The sequence below is a fragment of the Mycolicibacterium hodleri genome (genome assembly GCF_025822245.1).
In the GTDB taxonomy this organism is placed as follows: Bacteria; Actinomycetota; Actinomycetes; order Mycobacteriales; family Mycobacteriaceae; genus Mycobacterium; species Mycobacterium hodleri.
Window position 1 is genome coordinate 68,524 of record NZ_JACKTL010000067.1, and the last position, 22,657, is coordinate 91,180.

15 protein-coding genes are annotated in these 22,657 nt (G+C 67.6%); 8 read left to right on the forward strand and 7 right to left on the reverse strand.

Translation table 11 applies throughout. The annotated features are described in order from the left end of the window. Window positions 1-88: 88 nt before the first annotated feature. Window positions 89-808 carry a GAF domain-containing protein gene (locus H7J06_RS27350; protein WP_264042553.1) on the reverse strand — a complete coding sequence of 240 codons (720 nt, stop codon included), beginning with the start codon at window positions 806-808 and terminating at the stop codon, window positions 89-91. 191 nt (window positions 809-999) lie between these two features. On the opposite strand from H7J06_RS27350, the gene H7J06_RS27355 reads away from it, so the two are divergent. The 3 genes from H7J06_RS27355 to H7J06_RS27365 are packed head-to-tail and all read left to right on the forward strand — an operon-like array spanning window position 1,000 to window position 4,776. Then, the gene (locus H7J06_RS27355; RefSeq protein WP_264042554.1) at window positions 1,000-2,277 is read left to right on the forward strand and encodes a hypothetical protein; all 1,278 of its coding nucleotides are present in this window, start codon (window positions 1,000-1,002) and stop codon (window positions 2,275-2,277) included. Next, window positions 2,277-3,449 carry a hypothetical protein gene (locus H7J06_RS27360; RefSeq protein WP_264042555.1) on the forward strand — a complete coding sequence of 391 codons (1,173 nt, stop codon included), beginning with the start codon at window positions 2,277-2,279 and terminating at the stop codon, window positions 3,447-3,449. Before H7J06_RS27355 ends, H7J06_RS27360 begins: the two co-directional genes overlap by 1 nt. After that, on the forward strand, window positions 3,436-4,776 hold the full coding sequence (locus H7J06_RS27365) for an O-antigen polymerase (protein ID WP_264042556.1): 1,341 nt from the start codon (window positions 3,436-3,438) through the stop codon (window positions 4,774-4,776). The genes H7J06_RS27360 and H7J06_RS27365 overlap by 14 nt, the downstream gene beginning before the upstream one ends. 13 nt (window positions 4,777-4,789) lie before the next feature. Here the strand turns inward: H7J06_RS27365 and H7J06_RS27370 are convergent, their stop codons facing one another. The 4 genes from H7J06_RS27370 to H7J06_RS27385 all read right to left on the reverse strand — a co-directional run bounded on the left by H7J06_RS27370 (window position 4,790) and on the right by H7J06_RS27385 (window position 9,628). Beyond that, window positions 4,790-5,734 (reverse strand): NAD-dependent epimerase/dehydratase family protein, encoded by a 945-nt coding sequence (locus H7J06_RS27370; protein ID WP_264042658.1) that lies wholly within the window; start codon window positions 5,732-5,734, stop codon window positions 4,790-4,792. A gap of 106 nt (window positions 5,735-5,840) precedes the next feature. Next, window positions 5,841-7,409: a glycosyl hydrolase family 28-related protein gene (locus tag H7J06_RS27375; RefSeq protein WP_264042558.1), complete on the reverse strand. Its 1,569-nt coding sequence runs from the start codon at window positions 7,407-7,409 to the stop codon at window positions 5,841-5,843. Beyond that, window positions 7,397-8,536 (reverse strand): glycosyltransferase family 4 protein, encoded by a 1,140-nt coding sequence (locus tag H7J06_RS27380; RefSeq protein WP_264042559.1) that lies wholly within the window; start codon window positions 8,534-8,536, stop codon window positions 7,397-7,399. Before H7J06_RS27380 ends, H7J06_RS27375 begins: the two co-directional genes overlap by 13 nt. A gap of 18 nt (window positions 8,537-8,554) precedes the next feature. Continuing rightward, entirely contained in the window at window positions 8,555-9,628 is a 1,074-nt protein-coding gene (locus H7J06_RS27385) for a hypothetical protein (RefSeq protein ID WP_264042560.1), read from the reverse strand. 401 nt (window positions 9,629-10,029) lie between these two features. Between H7J06_RS27385 and H7J06_RS27390 the strand changes: the two genes are divergently transcribed. Beyond that, a complete protein-coding gene (locus H7J06_RS27390; protein WP_264042561.1) occupies window positions 10,030-11,991 on the forward strand; it encodes a cellulose biosynthesis cyclic di-GMP-binding regulatory protein BcsB in 1,962 nt (653 codons plus the stop codon). Window positions 11,992-12,033: 42 nt separating this feature from the next. Here the strand turns inward: H7J06_RS27390 and H7J06_RS27395 are convergent, their stop codons facing one another. Continuing rightward, window positions 12,034-13,194: a glycosyltransferase family 4 protein gene (locus tag H7J06_RS27395; protein ID WP_264042562.1), complete on the reverse strand. Its 1,161-nt coding sequence runs from the start codon at window positions 13,192-13,194 to the stop codon at window positions 12,034-12,036. Between the two features lie 334 nt (window positions 13,195-13,528). Here H7J06_RS27395 and H7J06_RS27400 point away from each other — a divergent pair, with 334 nt between their 5' ends. Together H7J06_RS27400 and H7J06_RS27405 are read left to right on the forward strand one after the other, a co-directional pair. Next, window positions 13,529-14,368 (forward strand): DUF8453 domain-containing protein, encoded by an 840-nt coding sequence (locus tag H7J06_RS27400; protein ID WP_264042563.1) that lies wholly within the window; start codon window positions 13,529-13,531, stop codon window positions 14,366-14,368. A gap of 37 nt (window positions 14,369-14,405) precedes the next feature. Continuing rightward, window positions 14,406-15,119: a crotonase/enoyl-CoA hydratase family protein gene (locus H7J06_RS27405; protein WP_264042565.1), complete on the forward strand. Its 714-nt coding sequence runs from the start codon at window positions 14,406-14,408 to the stop codon at window positions 15,117-15,119. Here H7J06_RS27405 and H7J06_RS27410 read toward each other — a convergent pair. After that, on the reverse strand, window positions 15,116-15,841 hold the full coding sequence (locus H7J06_RS27410; RefSeq protein ID WP_264042566.1) for a hypothetical protein: 726 nt from the start codon (window positions 15,839-15,841) through the stop codon (window positions 15,116-15,118). The genes H7J06_RS27405 and H7J06_RS27410 overlap by 4 nt on opposite strands. Window positions 15,842-16,037: 196 nt before the next feature. Between H7J06_RS27410 and recC the strand changes: the two genes are divergently transcribed. Continuing rightward, window positions 16,038-19,316, forward strand: a complete 3,279-nt coding sequence (gene recC / locus H7J06_RS27415) for an exodeoxyribonuclease V subunit gamma (RefSeq protein WP_264042567.1) — start codon at window positions 16,038-16,040, stop codon at window positions 19,314-19,316. Then, on the forward strand, window positions 19,316-22,615 hold the full coding sequence (recB, locus tag H7J06_RS27420; RefSeq protein ID WP_264042568.1) for an exodeoxyribonuclease V subunit beta: 3,300 nt from the start codon (window positions 19,316-19,318) through the stop codon (window positions 22,613-22,615). The genes recC and recB overlap by 1 nt, the downstream gene beginning before the upstream one ends. The last annotated feature ends 42 nt before the right edge of the window (window positions 22,616-22,657 follow it).

Below are 22,657 nucleotides of genomic sequence, written 5' to 3' on the forward strand. Positions count from 1 at the left end.
TCCCCCCGCTGAATCCTCGGGCCCGACTCTAATTGTGAATTGACGTTTGCGCATAACGTTTCGTCGGACGACGACGCGTGTTTGCCCCTTAGTACGTCGGATTCACTCCGGGACCGAACGCCCGCTCGGCGGCGAGGCTGGCGAAATCACCAAGGATCTGCACGTGGCCGGTGGTCCACAGGCGCGGCGTGTCGTCGAAAACGCACAGCGTACCGATGGCGTTCTTGTCGTCGTCGAGGAGCGGAATGCCGAGGTACGCCACCACGCTGCCGTCGACGACGGCCGGGTGATTCTTGAAGATTGGGTGCACTCGCGCGTCTTCGATCAAGAGCGGAGTGCCCTTTGCCAAGGCATATTGGCACACCGACCGGTCGAGGGTGGTCTCCCTTTCCTCCGGCGAATTCCCGCCCATGCCCACGGTGCTCTTGAAGAATTGCCTGTCGACGTCAATCAGCGACACTGCCGAGTGGGGTGCGTCCAGGGCTGCCGCCGCAGCGCGGGTGATCCGGTCGAAGGCCTCGTCCGGCGGACTGTCCAACAGACCGGTGGCATACAGGGCCCGTAGTCGCGACGGGTCGTTTACGGTCGCCGAAGTGTCCGGCATCGTGGACACGGCAAACGTTCCGGAGGCGGCCAGATGCGTCATGAGTTCGATGAACCCGGGGCTGTCGACCCGCCGCTGCTCGGTCACCATCCGCGACGCGACCGCCCGCGCCACGTAGGTGGGGACGTCTTCGCCGGCCGCGCGCGCACACTCCTCGAGTTGGCGGTTGAGCCAGTCGTCGAACCCCGTGAGAGAGCTTGTCACTCACTCACGTTATCCGAGACATGCGTCGACGACGCAGCAGTTCAGCCATCGAAGATATGGCGCACGTGTGACCTTGCCCTCAGTCGGCCGATCGCCCAAGACGGAGCGCTTCGATGCGCCGGCGTCGCCGCGTGAGAATGCGTTGCCCGCTTGCCCAAGAAATTGGCCGAACCGCCGTAAGATCCCCCGTTATGTCACGGGCCGCGGCACCACCGCTGAAGGTGCCACGCGGAGCCACCCGGGTCCGGAGCGCGCGGTTCGCGGCGGGGATGGCCGTCGGTGCGCTCATTGGAGCAATCATCGGTGGCCTCTGCTTCTCCGCGCTGGCCACCAAATCCACGGCCACCGCACTCATCAGGCTCACACCTCCGGTGGAGCTGACGGCGCTGGCGACCGGCGCCGACCGCACCACGCCGGACACGGAGGCCTACATCACCCAGTACGTGGCGGGCGAAGTCGCCTACCTGTCCGGAATTGGCTTCACCCGCGCCGTGGGCGTCAGCCTGGGGCAGTCCGATCCGGCCAACATCGACGTCTTGCAGGAAATCGGCTCGGCCGTCATAGATTTCAGCGGCAGCGCCGATTCCGACGCAGATGCCACCCGCCTGGTGCAGGCGGCCATCGACGTCTACGGCGCGCAAGTCGGCGAGCGGTCCAAGCGTCAGTTGCAGACCATCCTCCCGGCGCTCGACGCATGGGAAGTCGAGGCCAACGCGGCGGGCGACCTCGCCCGCGTGCACGACATCCGGACCGTCCGCGACTCGATCGCACTCGAGGCGGGAACACCCGCGAGCATCACGGTGCTTCAGGCTCCGGCCGTCAACGAGGCCTCCGAGAGCCGTTGGCTGCTCGGCGCGGTTCTCGGCGCTTTCCTGGGGGCCTGCATAGTGCCGCTGCGTCAACTGGCGCGCCGCCGCAAGACGGGATGCCTGACCTCGCCGAGCGACCTCAGCGCCTACGTCGACGGTGTGATCGGGCCGACGGTGGATCTCGAAGAGGCTGCGCGCCAAAGCCAGTCGAGTCCGTTGTCCAGAACGCTCCTGGCCCAGTGCACGTCAGCCGGCCCCACCCGGACCGTGGTGGTCATCGGGGCGTCGTCATCCTCCGGGACCCCGGTCATCGCGTCGTTGCTTGCGGCGGCCGCCGCGGAAGCGGGTCCCGTGCAGACCATCCGACTGGTGGACGAGTCGACGTCCCCATTCGACGCCGCCGAACAAGAGACCACTCTCATCGTCGACGCCGGCGCGCTGGGTGAGTCGTGGCTCCTGTCGGAGGCGGTACGTCGGGCTACCGACCTCATCGTGGTCGCAAGGCTCGACGTCGACACCGTGCAACAGGTGTTCCTGGTGCGCTCCGCCACCGCAGCGAGCAGCAGTCGGCTGGCCGCCGTCGTCACGTTCCATCCAAAGTACGGACTCTCACGTCACCGCAGCGGTGCGAAGGCGACGACCATCTCGACGCAACCGTAATGCCCGGCACGAAGCACCTGGCCGCCGTTGCGCAGGTGGTGGCAGGCTTGGCGCTCAACGCCTTTCCCGCCATCTTCCTCGCCGTGTACGCCCGCATCGCCCCGATCGACGCCCAGGGCTTCCTTGCACTGTCGTTGGCGATCGGTGTCTACGTCGCCCAATTGTTGAACGCCTTCATCGTCGAAGGTCTGTTGGCGACACCGGGTGCGGACCACCGCCTGACCTTGCCCACGTGGACCGCGCTGCTGAGCGCGGCATCTGCTGCGGCGCTCATCGCGGGACCCCCGGTGGCCCACCCCGCGGTGTTGATGTTCAGCTCGATCGGACTCATGTCCGGATTGCTCATGACCAGATCGATCGGAATGGTCCGGGGCGACTGGCAGCGCGAAGCAATCGCGGCGGTCGTCTTGATCTCCGCCGGAACGTGCGCGCTCGTCTTGGCGATTCACCACAACGACCACTGCATCCGACTGCTCGCCGCCGGAGCCCTGGTCGCAACGCTGATCCGGTATCGGCCTCGCGGCGCGAGGGGGTTCTCCGGGATGCCACCCGACGTCCGGCGGTCGGGTTGGGTGACGGCCGAGACGGCGGTGGTGGGCGCCGTTCAACCCGCAATCACATCCATCGTCCTGGTCACCATGGGACCCGCCGCCTCGGTCGGATTCCGCGTCATCTCCACGGTTTCGAACGCCCTCGAACCGATCATCGCCTACGGTCGCTTTCGGCTGCTCGCACACGGACACCACGGTGAGCTCGTGATCGTCTCGGGCATCTTCGTCGCCGGGCTCGCGGGGGTCCTCCTCGGAGCCTTTGGCGGACTCGGCAGCCTCATCTTCGGGCCGGCATGGGCCAACGTCGGCGCACTGGCGTTGGTCTTGGCCTGCCTGTGGAAGGGGCTCATGTTGACGTCGACGGTGCCGTTCGCGGCATTGCGACGGGCCGGTGAGACCACCATCGTGTTCTGGGTCCGGGCGACGAGCACCGTGGTCTACCTGGCGATGGGTGTCGGCTTCCTTCTGGGGTGGCATTCGAACACCGCGATCTTCCTCGCATTCGTCCTCTCCGAATCGTTCACCGCGGTCTTGTATCACGTGGTGGCGCGAAGGAGTGCCCCCGAATACGACGTGAAGCTCACGACCTCGACGGTCAAGAAGAACAATGCTCACGACTGATCGGTACGCACCGGCGACGACGGCGGACGAGGAGACCTTCGTCCCGCCAAAGTGGTTCACCCCGGCCGTCTTCATCCTGGCTCCCGTGGGCGCATCCTTCGGCGCGTGGGTGGTGTTGGGTGGCCTCTACCTGCTCGGGTACGCAGGCGGATCCTGGGAGAGGCTCGCGGGCTTCTCCGAACCAGCGAACCTGACGCTGCGAAGCGTTGTGCTGCTTGCCTTCTGGTACGGGGCCGTGGTGTCGGTGTCCATGGTGGGATGGCGGCTCGGCACCCAGTCGCGACCGCGGGCGACGACGGTCGAGCTGACCGCCTCGCCGATGTTCGAACGTCGGTACTTCTTCGTGATCCTGCTCGCGGCCACGGTGGGGATCGGATATTCGCTCTACCAGATCGGTAGCCCACTCTCCATCATCGCGTCACTCAGCGCCCAAACCGGCAACGATCTCTACAGCTCACTGTCGAATACCGCCTCCCCCACGACGCTGCGGTACTCGACGATCCTTGCCGCACCGATAGGCGTCTACCTGTGGCGCCGGAAGCTGCTCGCCTGGCCGTTCATGGTCCTCGCGGTTGCGCTGCTGCTCATGAATGCGATGCTGGCACACCGACTCTCCCTGCTCATGGCGAGCGTGGTCTACCTCGCGATGTGGGTACGGCAGCGGACGACGACGCGCCGACGTTCGGCCAAGTCGTCGAATCGATGGATTGCGATCATCGCCATAGGCGTCGTGGGGTTCGCGCTTCTGGGCGCCCTCAACTACTTTCGCAACGCGAACTACTACCGGGACGCCGGCGTATCCAACCCCGCGGCAATGAACCTGTATCAAATGGGGGCATACCTCGCGGTGCCCGCCCAAGTCTCGATCGGTGTGTCCGACGCGGTCATGAGCGGTGCGTGGCACGTCGCGTCGGATCCCGTCGACGCCCTGACCGCGATCGAGCCAACCTTCCTGCAATTCGAAAAGGTCAGCAAGGACAACAGCTGGAAGCGGGCCTCGGTCTTCGGCTACTCGGTGAAGTTCGCGCCCAACTTCTTCACCGTGTCGGTGTTCGCCGACACCTACGCCCTGTATGGAACCTGGGGTTGGATCTACACGTTCGGCCTCTACGGGTTCGCCGGCTACCTGCTGGCACGGATCGTCCGCTACGGCACCGTGATCGCAGGCTCGGCTGGCGTGGTCGCCTATTGCTTCTCCGAGATGTGGCGCATTCAGATCTTGAGCTACGGCATCGTCATCTATCTGCTGTTGCTCACCATCGGCAGCGCCCTCATCGCCGGTTGGAGCACCAGACGCACGGCCGGACGGTCCCTCTCGGTGACCTAGGAGCGCCCGACCCTCAGGTCAAGCGTCCGTTGAGCGCCGGGAGGAACTCCGGGTTCGCCCACGTCCGCGTCAACGTCTCGTCCAGGTCGTGCGCCGGTCGCCAACCGAACACCTCCTCGATGTGAGTGATGTCCGCACCGAGGAAAGGACGGTCGACCGCGCGCATGCGGGTGGGGTCTTGGCGGACCTCGAAGTCCAAGCCCAGAACCGAACGCATTCGGGACAGGATCTCGTCCACGGAGTACTGGTGTCCACTACCGAGGTTGACCGTCTCGCACGACACCCCATCGGGGTTCGTCCCGAGCGCGACGGTCGCGAAGCCGTTGGCGGCGTCGAGCACGTCGATGTAATCGCGCTTGGGCCAGGTGTTTCCGAGACTGATCGAGTCCACGCCCGCCCGAAGCTGCGCGACGATCGCAGGCAACAGGTGCGGGTTGGTCTCCCCGGGCCCGATGACGTTGAAGAGTCGGACGACGGCGGCCGAGATGCCGCGGTCGGCTGCGAACGCCCGGACGTACTCCTCCCCCTGCAGCTTGGTGATGCCATAGATGTCGGCCGGGCCGAGCCTCGACTCGAATTCGCGGTGCGCCGCTTCGTCGGGCTGGTAGACCGCGCCGCTGCTGGCGAAGACGAAGCGCACCCCGGCCGGGCAGCTGGCCAACAGGTTGACGGTGCCGGAAACGTTTGTGGCAACGGCATTCGCCGGGTCGGAGTCGCATTCCGGAATGTAGTGGATCGCTGCCAGGTGGATGACGACGTCCGGCTCAAACTCCTCGACCACCGCGCGCGTGGCAGCCGCGTCGCGGATGTCCACCCGCTGAAAGCGGAAGTCGGAACCTTCTTCAGTCAGCCAATCGGGCGTTCCGTAGCGAAGCAGATCTGCCACCAGAAGATCGGTCTTGCCGCTGAGAATGCGAACCAGCTGTTTGCCGACGAAGCCGGCGCCCCCCGTAACCATTACCCGCACGTGCGTTCCCTCCCCATTCCTTCATTGTCACTCGTGTATCCCGTTGACCGCTCGCACTCGCTCATCTTCCTCTGGATGCAGCCGTCCGCCCACGCGCTCAGCAGGTGCCCGTTCGGCCCGCGAGCTCGGACGGCTCGACGGTTAGTGTCTGCACCTTGAGAGCGGGCGACGTCGGATCGCAGTCCGTTGGTTCTGAGATCGTCACCGGTGTCCACGACAAGGGTGCAGATGGCCAGCGCACCGCCATGACGTCGATCTCGCCGTCGGTGTTCTCGAATCGCGCACATGGCAACGGTTCTGCGGCGCTCTCTGGCTTGGTGACGGTCAATTCCAAGTCTCCCACCGTCAGTCGACTGGTATCCAGCGCCGAGAACATCGTGACGGGTTGCGACTGCTCGGCCGTCACGTGGTCCATGTGAACGTCCGTGGTACCGGCCAGCCCGACACCCCCGTTACCCCCGGCGGCCGACGTCGAATCTATGACGCACGTTCCAAGACTCACCCCGGTGACCCGTTGGCTCGACAGCGATTCCACCCGGACGGCCCAATTCGTGCACCGCGTCAGACGAGCGTCACCCACGTCGACGGAGAAGTCGCTGAAACGCGCGTCGACGGCGGCGGGCGGCCGGGCGAGCACGTGCACCCCGGTCTCGCAGTCGTCGGCGGTGAGACCGGTGACCGAAAGGCCCCGGGTGCTGACGTACTCCCAACTCACGTCATACCCGGCGGTCGACGAGTCGACCATCAGCGCAGCACCGAACTGCTTGTCGGAAACCGTCAACCCGTGAATGGCGACGCGCTGGGCACCAGCCACGCGAACACCATTGGCCCGTCCGCCGGACACGGTGACGTTCTCGATGGCGAAGTCGGCATTCGACCACTCGGTCAGCCCGGGAAACGCAAAAGTCCCCGCCGCAGAGTCGAACGACGGTGTGTCGGCGAAATAGGTGACCAGGGCCAGTCCGTCGTCACCGTTGTCCACGGCGACGTGTCCGCTGACCTTGGCGCGCCGGCACGCGTTGAAGTGCAACCCGTCTGCCTTGGTGTGCTCGGACCGAAGGTTGGAGACGGTGATGTCGGAGACGCCGTTCATGACGACACCGGCTTGCGGGGCGGACTGAATGACACAGTTCGACAAGCTGATTCCGCTGACGGGTGTGGGTGACCCACTCCACCCGCTCGGCACGGCGCCGTCACTCGCGAAACCGACGACCCTGATGCCGTCGCCCATCGATCGCTTGGGCTGACGCGCCCATCGAATCTTGACGTTGCGCATCGAGATGTTCGATGCGGGCCCGCGGACCAGGACACCGTGACTGGTGCCGGTGTTGCTTCGCTGATCCACGTTGTCCATCAACAGTTCCGCACCCGGCTCGAAGTCGACGTCGACGTCGGACATGCCGGCGATGGCGACGGCCGCGCCGGCCCGTGGGTTGAGCTCGGCGAAGCGATAGCTCCCGACCGGGAAGTGCAGCACACTTCCCGACGCCAAGGCACCCACCGCCGCGGTAATCGCCGCCGAGTCGTCCCGGCTACCGTCCCCGACGGCCCCGTGGTCCCGGACGTTGACCGTCGGCCTCGACGCAACCGGTGAACACGCCACGGCGGCGAGCACCGTGGGCGCAGCGAGAAGCAAGCTCCGCCTGGTGACGTTCATGCGCGGCATTGATCGAGCTTCGCCACGATCGTCGAGGCCGCCGCATCGGTCGAAATGAGTGCTTGACGTTGCGTCACGTGTGCCCATCCCCTCGACGCCAGCTCCGCCCGAGCGTGGTCGTCGAGACAGTGGGTGCGGATCAGTCTCGCGAGCTGTCGGCTGTCGTTCGGGTCGAAATAGTCGGCGCCGTCGCCGCACGTCTCGCGGAGCGACGGGATGTCCGAACTGAGGACCGCAGTGTGGGACGCCATTGCCTCCAGCGGTGGAAGCCCGGCACCCTCGTTGAACGACGGCATCACCAGGACGTCGGCCCCTGCGACCAGCGCACGGAGTTTCTCGAAGTCAAGCCGTCCGATCATGCGAACGCTTTCTCCCAGTGCCGTGGCCGATGCATGGACCCGATCGTCGAGCATCTTGACCGACGCGCCGCTGCCCGCAATGACCAAATCGTGCGGAATGTCTTGCTGAACTTGGCTGTACGCGTCCAGCAGGGCCGGCAGATTCTTGTGCCGCTTCACATTACCGAGATAGAGGATGTACTTGCCCTGCACGGGAGACAAACCTACGTCGACCGGCTTGAGCCATTCCTCGCCGACGGGAATGGGCGTGACGACGAATTCGGCCGAGGGGACGAACTTCGCGAGCGCATCGGCCGCAGCCTGAGTCGGACTGAAGACCGTACTCGACCTGCGTGCGTCGAGTTCGAGCATCGTGCGTGCATACAGACGCCGACCGACACCCTGACCGCTGACGTTCCTAGCCAGGAGATGGTTGTCGTCGTGGACCGTGCTGAAGCTCAATACGTCCCGATTGGCCGGGCGTAAGAGGGTAAGTGGGAAGGGGTAGTGGGGTACCCAGATCGCCCTGGGCCGGATCTCCCGCACGGCCCAATCCCAGACCTTCTGCTCGTGAACCGAATACATCGGCGCGGCCGGGAATTCCGAGAAGACGACGGCGGTTCCGTCGTCGACGACGGGCGCGTTGCCGCGGTCCGTCAGGACGGCGAGCGTGCGGTGATGCCGGGCCAGCACTTGTTCCAGACGGGGAAGCTGCGCGCGAATGTAGGTACCTATTCCGCTCTGTTCGATGTGTCTCGCATCGAACAAGAGGTCGGTCATCGGATCATCGTCGCCCATCCGGGCGTTTGCGGCCGGTCAATCCGTGCGAAACATCCGTGCCCATGGCCGACGACGATAGGTGAACACGGCCATCAGCGGCGCGTCACGAGACGCACCCGTTAAGTTCAGGCCGCACTCCGTATTTGCTGCATCGTCAAAGGCAAGGCGTGCCACCAATACGACGATCGTGGCCGAGTCGACCAGATCGGGGGTGATGCCCTCGTCGCCGATTGCTCCACCGTCCACCACCCGCGTCGTCACTGCAGGCTGAGAGGGGCTGCGCTCGACTGCGAGCTCGAACAGCGACGAGATGACCGACGACCCCGACGACGCCGATGCCCCCACGACGAGGATGACGCGAGGCGTCGTGCTGGAAGGGCAAAGCGCGTAAAGAGTGCTGGCGAGGCGTGCTTGCTCGGTCGACCATTCATCTCGCGGCGGCATGTCGAGATCGACCGCGGGAAGAAGGATTCCGTCCGCACCATCGGCGACGACCGTTCCCACCGCTCCCACTCCCGAGCGCCGCCAGCGGACGAGCAGACCGACGAGCGCACCCGCGCCGCCGACCAGCCCGCCCACGATTGCACCTACGACCCACGCGTCGACGGCGGGGTCGGTCAGCGTCGGCGCCTGCATCACCAGCAGATTCCGCGCCATGTCCGCCTGCAGTTGCACACTGTCGCGCAACCGCCGAATTGACTGTGCGCGTGCAGGGTCGGATTCGCTCTGCGCGAGCCACACGGACAGCCGTGGCAGAATCGTCCGCACTTGCCGGTCGACCCGCTGCTGGAGCTGCTGCCCGTACAGATCAATGGCCGTCTGGACGGTCCTCCTGGCCTCGTCGCCGGACACACTGGTGCAGCTGACCGTCACCACGGTGGATTCATTCGCCTGTATGACCTTCAACTCCACCGGCTCGTTCTTGGCCATCTTCCTGGCGACGGCCAGCGCGAAACCGTCGCCGGAGAGGTAGGCGACCTCGCCCGCCACGAACTGCGTCGTGCCGTCCTGATTGTCGGGGGTGATTTGGCTCGCCCCTCCCGCAACGGCAGTCAGGTCGGCGGGATTTTGCAGTCGCAGAAAGGCTGTCGCCGTGACGTTTCGGCCCATGCCGCCGAACGCCAGTCCACCCGCGGCCGCTCCGATGCAGAGCCCGACGAGGGCGCCCACGACCAGCTTGCTCAGCAGTAGTCGTCTTTCGAGCGACGAAATCCGCTCGATCGCGGTCGCAGGGACTTTCGACGCGTTGGCAACCAACTGCGACGCTCCGTCCTGTAGCCCTTGCGAACAGTATGGTAGCCGGGCCGAGTCCTTCCGTTGGACGGACACGGCCACGCCCGCCCCGGCAGCTTGCCCAACGGCGCGTTGTCCTCCGCGGAGCACCGTTTCCCAGTACCGTGCGTCGGCAGACGTGATTCAACGGGCACTCATTCGAGGCGGGAGCGACGGTGTCTTCTCGACACACCCAGGGGACCGGTAGGCCGGCGAGTACGCATGCGGGACGTAAGTCGTTGCGGCGAAACGTCGGTCCGGCCCTGAGGCTGCTGTTGGCGGTCCTGCTCACGGGCACGCTCACCTCGCCGCTGACGGCCAGTGCCGATCCACTCAACGCAGACCCCGCGACGGCCGACGAACTGACGATGCCCTGGGATGACTTGGGCCTGAACCCGTCCATGACGTTGACCGGCGCGAACAACAACCAGGACTTCACCATCCCGCTCCAACCAGGCATGAGCGTCAGACGCCTCCGCGGCCTCATTCACGCACCGGTGGACTTCGGTGCGGGATTCGTCGAGATCGACGACACGACGGGCAGATTCTTGGCGACGGTGGACTTGCCCGCCGTCAGTCCAGCTCAAGCGGTCGTGCCGTTCGACGTCGACGTCTCCGCAGCCCAGCCCGGCCCAGCCGGCATTGGGCTGTCCTTCACCGTGCGGGAGGCTCCGCTCCCGCAAGAGCTGCGCTGCGGTCGAGCAGAGCAGGTGCAGTTGAGTGACCTCGCCGCGGTGTTCGCCGGAAATGAGCCCGCCCCCAACACTCTTGCCGAGTTCTTCCCACCCATCCTCCAGGGACTCACCATCTACGCTCCAGTGGACGCCGATCAATCGGAGCAGCAGGCGGCCCTGACGCTGGCGTCAGTCGTGGCACGAACCTACGCGCCGCAGAAGACGGCGATCACGGTCGTCAAGCAGCGCCGCGGCGCGACGCCCCCACCCGCGCCGGAGTTCACCCGTGCCGTCGTCATCGAAGGCGGAGACGCCGCGATCGACGTCGTCAACGCCGGCAGGGCCGACGTCTACCTCAAGGTCACCGGACGGGGAGATCAGCTCGCCGATCAGCTGTCCCCCGTCGTCAACCAACTGCAATCCCTGCTTCAAGTGCCCACCGCGCGCGTCGACGAGGCCGGTTCACGCACTGAGTCCACCTCGGACGAGCTATCGTTTGGCCAACTGAACATCGCCGGTGAGAGCACCGTGCTGCGCACGTCGAAACTCACCGTCGGAGTGGACCGCTCGGCGCTGGGGCAAGGACGGGTAGACGCCGTACAGGTGCACCTTCTCGCCAATTACACGCCGGTCGCGTCACTCGACTCCGCCAGCCTGATGGTGCGGGCCAACGGCCATGTGGTCTACACGTCACCGCTCAACGACAGTGGCCACGTCGACGCCGTGTTCGACCTGCCCTCCGACTTCCTCACGCAGAGAATCAATTTCGAATTCGACCTGACCTTCAGCCCCCGGCAGCTGTGCAGCCCGACGATTGCCCCGCTGACCTTCCAGCTCGACCCCCGTTCCACGTTGACGATGCGACGCGGCGGACCGGCTCTTGGCGGGTTCAGCGCCGTACCGTCGGAGTTCAGTCCCGAATTCCTCGTCGCGTTCGACGGGACCAACCCGGGTGAGCTCGACTACGCGGCCCGGACCGTGGCGGACATCGCGCGCACGAGCGGCACGGCGATGATGCCGCGGGTCGTCGACCTCGAGTCTGCTGCCGACTCGACGACGGGCGCGCTGATCCTGGCGAATGCGGCGACGATCGGAAAGACGTCCCTGCAGCCGCCCATCGGTGGTGAAAGCAGCTCCGTGCGAATCGATTTGAGCAACCAGCTGCGTACCGACATCGAGGGTGGCCTTGGGTCGATTCAGGCCTTCGCCGACCAGCCGCGCAACCGAACGGTCATTCTCGTGACCACCAGTGGCCCGTGGTCGCTGGTCGAACCGATCCTGGACTACGTGTCCCGGCTTCCCGGCGGCTGGTCGCGCCTGGACGGCAACGTTGCGGCCGCCGGCGCCGCGGGCGTGGTCGACGACCTGTCGATCGATCCCGGCGTGTCGGCGTCGGCCGCGCCGCAAGGGGGCGCGAGCTGGCCGACGTGGCTTGCCATCGGTGTCGGGTGCGTCGCGCTCGCTGCGGTGGTCGCCGGGGCGGTGGTGTGGCGTAGCCGTCGTCGACGGGACGCGACGGGCACGTAGGTCGACGAGGTGCGGTGGCGCCGAAGGGCAGAGCCGTTCGGCTCAGTTGTAGATCTCCGCCAGCTGCATCGGCACGACCTGCCGGATCTTGGCTTCGAAGGTGGCCGCGATACCCGACCAGTCCAACGACTGCGCGCCGACGAGTCCCGCTCGCGAGAAGCCGTCCCACCCCGCGTTGGCGGCCAGCAGAGCCGCGGCAAAATCAGCGGGCTGGGTTCCACAGACGATCCCCGAGCCGTACTGCGCGACGACGTCCTTGCCGCCGTTCTCTTCGAAGGCGGCGGTGACGACGGGCAAGCCGCTCGCCATGGCCTCGGCGATCACCCGCGGGAAGCCTTCGCGGATGCTCGACATCCCCAGCACCGCTGCACGCGAGAGCAGGTCGACCTTCTGCTCCTCGTCGATCGAACCGAGCACCTGAATCCGGGACGCGTTGACCGAGCGGCTCGCGTACTCGGCGACCTCGGCCCGCGAGGGTCCGTCGCCGGCGATGACCAGATCGCCCTCCAAGCCTTGAGACACCGCCAGGTCGAAGGCGTCGACGAGTAGCGGCATGTTCTTGTGTGGGGCCAGCCGTCCCACGTACAGCACTCCGGAGCGGCCGCTGCGTTCCGTCGACCGGTAGCGGGCGAGCTCGATACCGCTCGGCAACACGGTGAACTCGCGCCCCGACTCCCGGCCGATGCTTGCCGCGACGGCTTCTCCGACGGCGAAGTTGGTCGCGACCATCCGTGGCAGGTGCTTTTGGAGCACGCGGACGGGTCCGGTGGTGCGCACCTCACACCAATGGATGCCGCTGCGGGCCCGTGCCCACCGGGGCAGCGCCGGGACGTGCAACAACGGCCACTGGTTCAACAGATAGAAGTCGTGCGGCGGTCCGAAACCGAGCCGACGGACACCGGCGCTGTAACGGACGATGTCAGACCAGTTCCGCCTAAGGGCGGGGATCACCGGCTTGGGATAGATCCCGCTGCCGTTGCTCCGATGAATACGAACGCCGTTCAGGGTCTCCCGGGCTGGCAGTGCAGCGTCGTGGGTGATGCAGTAGACGTCCACGGAATGACCCCGCCGGACCATTGCCTCCGCAAGCTCCTGGAAGAAGATCTCCTGGCCGCCGACGTGGGGATGATAAAGCTCTGCGAGAAAGGCAAGACGTAGCCCATCGGGGCCGACTTCTCCAGACTGCGAATGCAAAGTACTCATTTGCTCAGCAATGGTAACAGCCTGACCGTCAATTACCAGGAATACCGACAAATCTCTGCAGAAAGCCGGATTGTGCATCAATAGTGTTGATGCACAACATATTTGATCGGAGTTTGCGATTTGCGATCCCATGACCCGCCTGCAACCACCCCAATCGCGCACCCCTTGGAGCAAATTCAGTTACGCCATTCACATCTGCCCCAAGATTGGCATCGAATTCGAATCGAAAACGGACGGCAAGGTGCAATTCTGGCAACCAAACGGTCTCGCGCTCCGAGATCGCCAGCGAAGCACTAGGGTCTAATCGGACACGTCGCTAGCAAGTGGGGGCAAAGTGAACTGGATCTACGATCGGGCGCATGATCTGAGAGACCTCGGATCGGCGGGTTGGTTGGCGATCGCGGCGTGGGCCGCGCTCGCATTCGGCATCGTCGTGCTGGCATGGGCCAATCGTCAGATGACGAAGAATCGGCAGCTCAAAGCCGAACAGGTGCGACCCCAGGTGACGATGTTCATGGAGCCGCATCCCTCGGACTGGCACGTCATCGAGCTGGTCGTACGCAACTTCGGACACACCGCCGCCCACGACATCCAGTTCGACTTCGTCGACCACCCAACCGTTGCTGCTTACGAGCACGTGCAGTTCGACAGCGCTCCGGAAGTAGCCGAACTCGTCCTTCCCAGCGAACTCACATATTTGGCTCCGGGACAGGAATGGCGAACCGTGTGGGACTCGGCGATCAGTCGCGCGGAGCTCGGCGGGTCGATCCTCGACCGGTTCGACGGTTCGCTGACCTACTCCGACCGCCCCCGACCGGGCGGCAAGTCGACGAAGTCCGGCGGGTGGCGCAAGCCCGAGACCTTCGAGACCAAGTTCCGCCTGGACTGGGGCAACCTGCAGCCGGTGCAACGCATCGAGCTGATGACCACTCACGACCTCGCCAAGCGGGAGAAGCAGAAGCTCGAACTGCTGCGCAGCGTGCTGTCCTACTTCCACTACGCGTCCAAGGAGACCCAGCCCGACGTGTTCCGCGCCGAGATCGACCGGATGAACAAGGCGGTGGCCGAAGTGCAAGACCGCTGGCGGACCCGTCAGTTCGACGAGACCACCGAGTTGGACTTCCCCTGGATTCGGAACGGACAGGCTGGGCGTCATTCCGCGCCCATGGGCTAAGTACGATCGGCTCGAACCGCACCCACAGGGAGAGTCGATGACAAGCACCGTTGCCTACGAGCAGACCGAGAACGTCGCCACGATCACGCTCGACGACGGCAAGGTCAACGTGCTGTCGCCGGCGATGCAGCAGAACGTCAACTCCGCGCTCGACCGCGCCGAGAAGGCCGCCGCCGACGGCGAGGTCAAGGCCGTCGTCCTCGCGGGCAACTCGCGGGTGTTCAGCGCCGGCTTCGACCTCAGCGTCTTCAACTCCGGTGACGCCGCCGCCGCACTCGGCATGCTCTCCGGCGGGTTCGAGCTCTCGATCCGGCTGCTGAGCTCTCCGGTTCCGGTGATCATGGCGGCGACGGGCCCGGCCATCGCCATGGGGTCCTTCCTGATGCTCAGCGGTGACCACCGCGTCGGGTCACCCAGTTCGCGGTGCCAGGCCAACGAGGTCGCGATCGGCATGGTGCTGCCCATCTCGGCCATCGAGATCATGCGAAACCGGTTGACGCGCTCGGCATTTCAGCGCGCGGTGTCCATGGCGGCGGTGTTCACCGGCGACGACGCGGTGCACGCCGGCTGGCTGGACGAGATCGTCGAGGACGACAACGTGCTGGCGCGCGCCCACGACGTCGCCGCAGAGGCCGCGGCCGGGCTGCACCCCAAGGCCCACCGGGCCAGCAAGCTCAAGGCCCGCAAGGGCGCCATCGCCGCGATTCAGGCAGGCATCGACGGGTTGCCCGAGGAATTCGCCGCCAGCTAGCCCAATCCACGCAACCAGGTCTGCGCCTGGCGGGCCGTCTCCAGCTCGGCCGCGGCGGCCCGACCGAGCGCGTCGTAGGCCGCCCGGAGCTGCGGGAGCGCCCCCGCCACGTGTGCGGCCAGGGCGTCGTCACCGTCGGCCGCCACCACCGAGAACGATTGATGAGCCGCGCGGGCCGCGACCACCTCGGAGAGGCCGGCGTCGTCGGCGGGGGGTGCCTGCACCCCCCGGACCAGTGCGGTCAACGCCTGGCGGGCGCGATGCGCCGTCGACCTGGCCACCCGCAGCGCACTCGCGGCGTCCTTCTCCGCGGCCAGTGCGGCGCGGGCCCGCACCACCCACTCGTCGTCCAGAACGCTCGCTGCACACACCGGGCACGGCTGAGTACCGTGCCGGTCGTGAAACTCCAGGCTGGTCTCGAGGAACTGGATGCGGTCGGCGGAGAGGGCGTCCGCGACGCGTTGCGCGGCGGCCTGCCCGTCGAGCGCCGAACGCAATGCGGCACGGGCATGTTCGAGCTCGGCGGCGGCGGGTGCGGTCGAGGCGGCGGCGAGAAGGTGTTCCAGCGCCGCCACGGTGGCGTCGACCCGGCCGATCGCATCGGTCAGCGGGGCGTCCGCGGGCAGGTCGCGCCACGCGGCGGACACCACCAGCCGCACGGAGGCACCGAGTTCACCCTCGGCACGCTGCAGAATGTGATCCCTGAGCTCGTGGTCGGCCATCGCCATGGACCCTAACGATGATCTCGGCCCCGTCACCACAGGGGGAGGTCGTGACGGGGGCCGAGTCATCTCGGAGCCGGGGGAAGCTCCGCCGATCACGGTAGGCGACCACTCTGGGCGTTCACTGGCAACGGGCGGGCAGGACGGTAGGAATTCCCGCGACCTCTGTCGGCGGCGCCCCCTAGGCTGGCGTCAAATGTCGCTTCACCTTCACCGTGCCGAGCGGACCGACCTCCTCGCCGACGGTCTGGGCGCCCTTCTCAGCCAACCCCTCGACGATCCGTTCGCGACGGAGTTGGTGCTGGTGCCCGCCCGCGGCGTCGAACGGTGGCTGAGCCAGCGCCTGTCCCACGTCCTGGGCCGCGGCGCGGGTGCCGACGGCGTGTGCGCGGGGGTCGAGTTCCGGAACCCGCATTCGCTCATCGCGGAGATCACGGGCACCACCGAGCACGATCCGTGGTCGCCGGACGCCATGGTGTGGCCGCTGCTCCAGGTCGTCGACGAGAGCCTCGACCAGCCCTGGTGCCGGACGCTCGCGACGCACCTCGGGCACTTCGCCACCGGCGAGGAGCGGGAGCTGCGGCAGGGCAGGCGCTACGCGGTGGCCCGCCGGATCGCGGGGCTCTTCGCGTCGTATGCCAGACAACGCCCTCAGCTGCTCGCCGACTGGCGCGACGGCACCGTCGACCTCGACGCCGACCTGCGGTGGCAACCCCCGCTGTGGCAGGCCTTGGTCGCCCGCGTCGACGCCGACCCGCCGCACGTCCGCCATCGCGAAACCGTTGCGCGCCTGCGCTCGTCGGCCTCCGACCTGCCCCCGCGGCTGTCGCTGTTCGGCCATACCAGGTTGCCGATCACCGAGATCGAGCTCGTCGACGCACTGGCGACCCACCACGACGTGCACCTGTGGCTGCCCCACCCCAGCGACGACCTGTGGCGAGCCCTGTCCGGTGCGCGCGGTCCGGTCCCCCGCCGCGACGACACCAGCCACCGCGCCGTTCACCATCCGCTGCTCGCCACGCTCGGCAGGGATCTGCGCGAGCTGCAGCTCAGCCTGCCCACCGACCTTCGGACCGACGAGCATCTGGGCGGCCGGGAGCACCCCGACACGCTGCTGGGGTGGCTGCAATCCGACATTGCCGCCAATTCCGTTCGCGCGCAGGGACGTACCGTGACGACGGCCGACCGTTCCGTGCAGGTGCACGCCTGCCACGGCCAGGCCCGGCAGGTGGACGTCTTGCGCGAGGTGCTCCTCGGCCTCCTCGCCGACGACCCGACGCTCGAGCCCCGCGACATCCTGGTGATGTGCCCCGACGTGGAGGCCTACGCGCCGCTGATCAACGCCGACTTCGGCCTTGGCGACGTGCTGCGCGGCGCCCACCCGGCCCATCAGCTGCGGATGCGACTCGCGGATCGTTCACTGGTGCAGACCAATCCGCTGCTGGGCGTGGCGTCCCAACTGCTCGCGTTGGCCGGCAGCCGGGTGACCGCCAGCGAAGTGCTCAACCTCGCGCAGTCCGCCCCGGTGCGGGCCCGCTTCGGCTTCACCGACGACAACCTCGAGGACATCACCCGCTGGGTGCGGCAGGCGAACGTCCGCTGGGGCTTCGACCAGGAGCACCGTCAGCCCTACGGCGTCGACTTCGTGCACAACACCTGGCGTTTCGGCGTCGACAGGGTGCTCGCCGGCGTGGCCATGTCCGACGACGCCCACGCGTGGGTCGGCGCCACCCTGCCGCTGGACGACGTCGGCAGCAACCGGGTGGAACTCGCCGGTCAGCTCGCCGAGTTCGTCGACCGGTTGCAGCGCACCGTCGAGGCGCTCACCGGCGACCATCCGCTCGAGCACTGGCTGCATGCGCTCACCGAGGGCATCGAGACGACCACCCGCGTGGACGACGCCGACGCGTGGCAGACCAGTCAGATGCAACGCGAGTTCGGTCGGGTGCTCGACGACGCCGGGCCGCGGGCCCACACCGTGATGCGCCTGCCCGACGTCAAGGCGCTGTTGGAACGCCACCTGGCGGGACGGCCGACGCGCGCCAACTTCCGCACCGGCACGCTGACGGTGTGCACGATGGTCCCGATGCGTTCGGTGCCGCACCGGGTGGTCTGCCTCGTCGGTCTCGACGACGGCACGTTCCCCCGCCAAGGCGTCACCGACGGAGACGACGTGCTGGCCCGCACTCCGCTGACCGGGGAACGCGACACCAGATCCGAGGACCGGCAACTGCTCCTCGACGCCATCGGCGCGGCCACCGAGAAGTTGGTCGTCACCTACACCGGCGCCAACGCCAACTCCGGGCAGCCCCGGCCGCCGGCGGTGCCGCTGGCCGAGTTGCTCGACGCCCTGGACGCCACGACGCCGCAGCCCGTCCGCGACCGGGTCGTGGTCCATCACCCGTTGCAGCCCTTCGACATTCGCAACGTAGTCCCCGGCGCGCTGGTGCCCGGCGCGCCGTTCACGTTCGACTCGACGGTGCTCGCGGCCGCCCGGGCCAGCACCAGCGAGCGCCGCGAACAGCCCAAGTTCGTCTCCGGCCCGCTGCCCGCCCAGCCACACGACGACGTCGGCCTGGCCGACCTGGTCGGCTTCTTCAAGGATCCCGTGAAGGGGTTCTTCCGGGCGCTGGAGTACACGCTGCCGTGGGACGTCGACGGCGTGGCCGACGAGATCTCGGTCGACATCGACGCCCTCGAGCAATGGGCGGTCGGCGATCGGATGCTCACCGACATGCTGCGCGGCATGAGCCCCGACGACGCGCGCCAGGCCGAGTGGCGCCGCGGCACCCTTCCGCCGGGGCAACTCGGCTGGCGCAAGGCCGGTGAACTGCGCGAGCAGGCAACCATGCTGGCCGCCACCGCCCTGGCGTACCGCAAGCCCGACGCCGACGCCTACGACGTGGACGTCGACCTGGGGTCCGGACGCCGGCTGACGGGCACCGTGTCGCCGGTGTTCGACGACCGGCTGGTCTCGGTCACCTACTCCAAGCTCGACGGCAAGCACCTGCTGGCGTCCTGGATTCCGTTGTTGGCTTTGTACGCTCAGCACCCCGACCGGGACTGGTCCGCAATCTGCATCGGGCGGGCCCGACGTGGGACCCGGCCCAGCGAACGGGCCCTCGCACAACCCCGACAGCCCGCCGCGGACATCCTCGGCGATCTGGTGAAGATCTACGACGCCGGCCGCCGTGAGCCGCTGCCCCTGCCCGTCAAGACGTCCTACGCGTGGGCGGCGGCCCGCCACGAGGGCGGCGACCCCGAGCGGGAGGCGTCGTTCAGGTGGAAGTCGGGCAACTATCCCGGTGAGGACCAGGATCCCGCCCAGGTCCGGGCCTGGGGGCAGAACACCTGGCTGTCCGCACTGATGCAGCCCCTGCGTCCCGGTGAAGAGGTCGACGGCGAGACGCACCGGCTCGGCGCCTACGCGGCCAGGCTCTGGCTGCCGATGCTGCGCGCGGAAGTGACCATCTGATGGACCGTTTCGACCTGCTGGGCGAGCTGCCCGCCGCCGCCTCCACCACCGTGCTCGAGGCCAGCGCGGGAACGGGCAAGACGTTCGCCCTCGCCGGGCTGGTGACGCGCTACGTCGCGGAGGGGGTGGCAACGCTCGACCAGATGCTGCTGATCACGTTCGGGCGGGCGGCCAGCCAGGAGCTCCGCGATCGCGTCCGCCGCCAGATCACCGATGCGGCAAAGGCATTCGACGACCCGTCGGCCGTCGGTCAGAACGAACTGGTCACCCACCTGCTGACGGGCACCGAGCCCGAGCGCGCGGCCCGCAGACAGCGCCTGCGCGACGCGTTGGCCGACTTCGACGCCGCGACGATCGCCACCACCCACCAGTTCTGCCAACTGGTGCTCAAGTCGCTGGGCGTCGCAGGTGACTCCGACTCCCGGGTGACGCTGGTGGAGAGCCTGACCGACCTGGTCACCGAGGTCGTCGACGACCTCTACCTGGCCCACTTCGGGCAGCAGCGCGACGACCCCGCGCTGAGCTACCCCGACGCGCTGAAGCTTGCGCGCGAAGTGGTGAACGACCCGGCGACCGAGTTGCGCCCACTGGACCCGGCACCGGAATCCCGGGCCGCCGTGTGCGTCGCCTTCGCCAATCACGTTCTGGCCGAACTGGAGACGCGCAAACGCCGCCAGGGCGTCCTTGGCTACGACGATCTGCTCACCCGCCTCGCGCAGGCCCTCGACGCCGAGGACTCCCCCGCGCGGCTCCGCATGCACCGGCGGTGGCCCATCGTGATGGTCGACGAATTCCAGGACACCGACCCCGTGCAGTGGCAGGTGATCGACCGCGCCTTCAGCGGTCGGTCGACCGTCATCCTCATCGGTGATCCCAAGCAGGCGATCTACGCCTTCCGCGGCGGCGACATCGTGACCTATCTCAGTGCCGCCGAGACCGCCGGCGCCAAGAAGACCCTCGGCACCAACTGGCGCAGCGACAGTGCACTGGTCGACCGGTTGCAGGTGGTGTTGCGGGGCGCCGAACTCGGTGACCCCGCGATCGTCGTGCACGACGTCGACGCCGCCAACCAGGGGTGCCGACTGGTCGGGGCGCCCAACGCCGAACCGTTCCGGCTGCGGGTGGTGCAACGAAGTACGTTCGGCCGCCGCGGAACTCAGAACGTGTCGATCAACGACCTGCGTCAGCACATCGGCAGGGATCTCGCGAACGACATCGGCGCCCTGCTCGCCAGCGGCGCGACGTTCGACGGCCGGCCGGTCCAGGCCGGTGACGTCGCCATCATCGTCGAGACGCACAAGGATGCCCGGGTGTGCCAGCTCGCGCTGGGCCGGGCGGGGGTGCCGGCGGTGTACACCGGAGACTCGGACATCTTCGCCTCGCAAGCCGCCGACGACTGGCTGTCGCTGCTGGAGGCCTTCGACCAGCCGCACCGCGCCGGTGTGGTGCGCGCCGCGGCGGCGACGATGTTCTTCGGCAAGACCGCCGAAGACCTGGTCAGCGGCGGCGACGAGCTGACCGACGAGATCGCGGAGACGTTGCGGGAGTGGGCCGGACACGCTCGCGAGCGCGGGGTCGCGGCGATCTTCGAAGCCGCCCAACTGCGCGGCATGCTCGAGCGCGTGCTGTCCTGGCGTGACGGTGAACGGCACATGACCGACCTGGCACACATGACACAGCTGCTGCAGGACGTCGCCCATCGCGAGCACCACTCGCTGCCCGCCCTGCGCGACTGGTTGCGCACCGAGCGCGACGACCGCGGCGGGACGGCCGAGCGCAACCGTCGGCTCGACAGCGACGCCGCGGCCGTGCAGATCATGACGGTGTGGGTGAGCAAGGGACTGCAGTATCCGATCGTGTACCTGCCGTTCGCGTTCAACCGCTGGGTGCCGGAACGCGACCTGATCCTGTTCCACGACGGGCCCACCCGCTGCCTGCACATCGGCGGCAAGGAGAGCCCCGACTACCGCGAGGTCGAGCGGCTGGGCCGCGAGGAGGCCGCCGGTGACGACAGCCGGCTGACCTACGTCGCGATGACCCGGGCGCAGTCCCAGGTGGTCGCGTGGTGGGCACCCGCCAACGACGAGCCCAACGGCGGACTGTCGCGACTGCTGCGTGGCAGGCAGCCCGGTGAACCGGTGGTGCCCAACCGGTGCGTGCCCAGCAAGATCACCGACGACGACGCCCTCGCCCGACTGCGTCAGTGGGAGGCCGTCGGCGGACCGGTCCTCGAGGAGTCCGTCCTCGTGCCGGCACCGCGGCCGCCCGTCGACCCCACGCCGACGGGCCTGGACGCCAGGCACTTTCACCGGTCGATCGACACGACGTGGCGTCGCACGTCCTACTCCGGGTTGATCCGGGCCGCCGAGACGTCGGGCGTCAGCAGCGAGCCGGAGGTCGTCGCCCTCGACGACGAGGTCGGCGAGCTTCCGCTGCTGCAGCCGTCGACCGGACCCGCGCTGCCGTCGCCGATGGCCGACCTGCCCAAGGGCGCCACGTTCGGCACGCTGATGCACGCGGTGCTGGAGACCGCCGACCCGTTCGCCGCCGACTTGGCCGCCGAACTCGAGGCGCAGATCGTGGAGCACTCGGTGTGGTGGCCGGTGGACGTGCCCGCGGCCGACCTCGCGGCGGCGCTGGTGCCGATGCACGACACGCCACTCGGCCCACTGGCCGCGCACCTGACGCTGCGTCAGATCGGCCTGCGAGACCGGTTGCGGGAGTTGGACTTCGAATTCCCGCTGGCCGGTGGTGACCTGCGCGCCACGGCGCCTCGGATCCACCTGCGCGACGTCGGCCGGTTGCTCGCCGAGCACCTCCCCGACGACGACCCGCTGGCGAGCTACGCCGACAGGCTGACCGGCGACGCCCTGGGCAACCAGACGCTGCGCGGGTACCTCAACGGGTCCGTCGACGCGGTGTTGCGCATCCCCTCGGGCGACGGCCACCGCTACGTGGTGGTCGACTACAAGTCGAACTGGTTGGGCGACGGCGACGGTGCGCTGACGTCGGCGGACTACGAACGCGCCCGCCTGGTCGAAGCGATGTTGCACTCCGACTACCCGCTGCAGGCCCTGCTGTACAGCGTTGTGCTGCACCGCTTTCTGCGGTGGCGGCAGCCCGGGTACTCGCCCGACGTGCACCTGGGCGGCGTGCTGTACCTGTTCGTACGCGGCATGTGCGGCGCGGACACCCCGGTCGCCGACGGCCATCCGGCGGGGGTGTTCGACTGGCAACCGCCCGCACCGCTCGTCGTCGCCCTGTCCGCCCTGCTCGACGCGGGGACGGTGGTCTCGTGACGTCGGTCGAACCGGTCGACACCGCGAGCTGGCGGCGCGCCG

Excerpts from the sequence above, each read along its gene's own strand:
- H7J06_RS27405 (WP_264042565.1), top strand. The coding sequence starts at position 14,406 with ATGACAAGCACCGTTGCCTACGAGCAGACCGAGAACGTCGCCACGATC.
- H7J06_RS27395 (WP_264042562.1), bottom strand. The coding sequence starts at position 13,194 with ATGAGTACTTTGCATTCGCAGTCTGGAGAAGTCGGCCCCGATGGGCTA.
- recC (WP_264042567.1), top strand. The coding sequence starts at position 16,038 with ATGTCGCTTCACCTTCACCGTGCCGAGCGGACCGACCTCCTCGCCGAC.
- H7J06_RS27355 (WP_264042554.1), top strand. The coding sequence starts at position 1,000 with ATGTCACGGGCCGCGGCACCACCGCTGAAGGTGCCACGCGGAGCCACC.
- H7J06_RS27380 (WP_264042559.1), bottom strand. The coding sequence starts at position 8,536 with ATGGGCGACGATGATCCGATGACCGACCTCTTGTTCGATGCGAGACAC.
- H7J06_RS27375 (WP_264042558.1), bottom strand. The coding sequence starts at position 7,409 with ATGCCGCGCATGAACGTCACCAGGCGGAGCTTGCTTCTCGCTGCGCCC.
- H7J06_RS27370 (WP_264042658.1), bottom strand. The coding sequence starts at position 5,734 with ATGGTTACGGGGGGCGCCGGCTTCGTCGGCAAACAGCTGGTTCGCATT.
- H7J06_RS27385 (WP_264042560.1), bottom strand. The coding sequence starts at position 9,628 with ATGGGCCGAAACGTCACGGCGACAGCCTTTCTGCGACTGCAAAATCCC.
- H7J06_RS27360 (WP_264042555.1), top strand. The coding sequence starts at position 2,277 with ATGCCCGGCACGAAGCACCTGGCCGCCGTTGCGCAGGTGGTGGCAGGC.
- H7J06_RS27365 (WP_264042556.1), top strand. The coding sequence starts at position 3,436 with ATGCTCACGACTGATCGGTACGCACCGGCGACGACGGCGGACGAGGAG.
- H7J06_RS27410 (WP_264042566.1), bottom strand. The coding sequence starts at position 15,841 with ATGGCCGACCACGAGCTCAGGGATCACATTCTGCAGCGTGCCGAGGGT.
- recB (WP_264042568.1), top strand. The coding sequence starts at position 19,316 with ATGGACCGTTTCGACCTGCTGGGCGAGCTGCCCGCCGCCGCCTCCACC.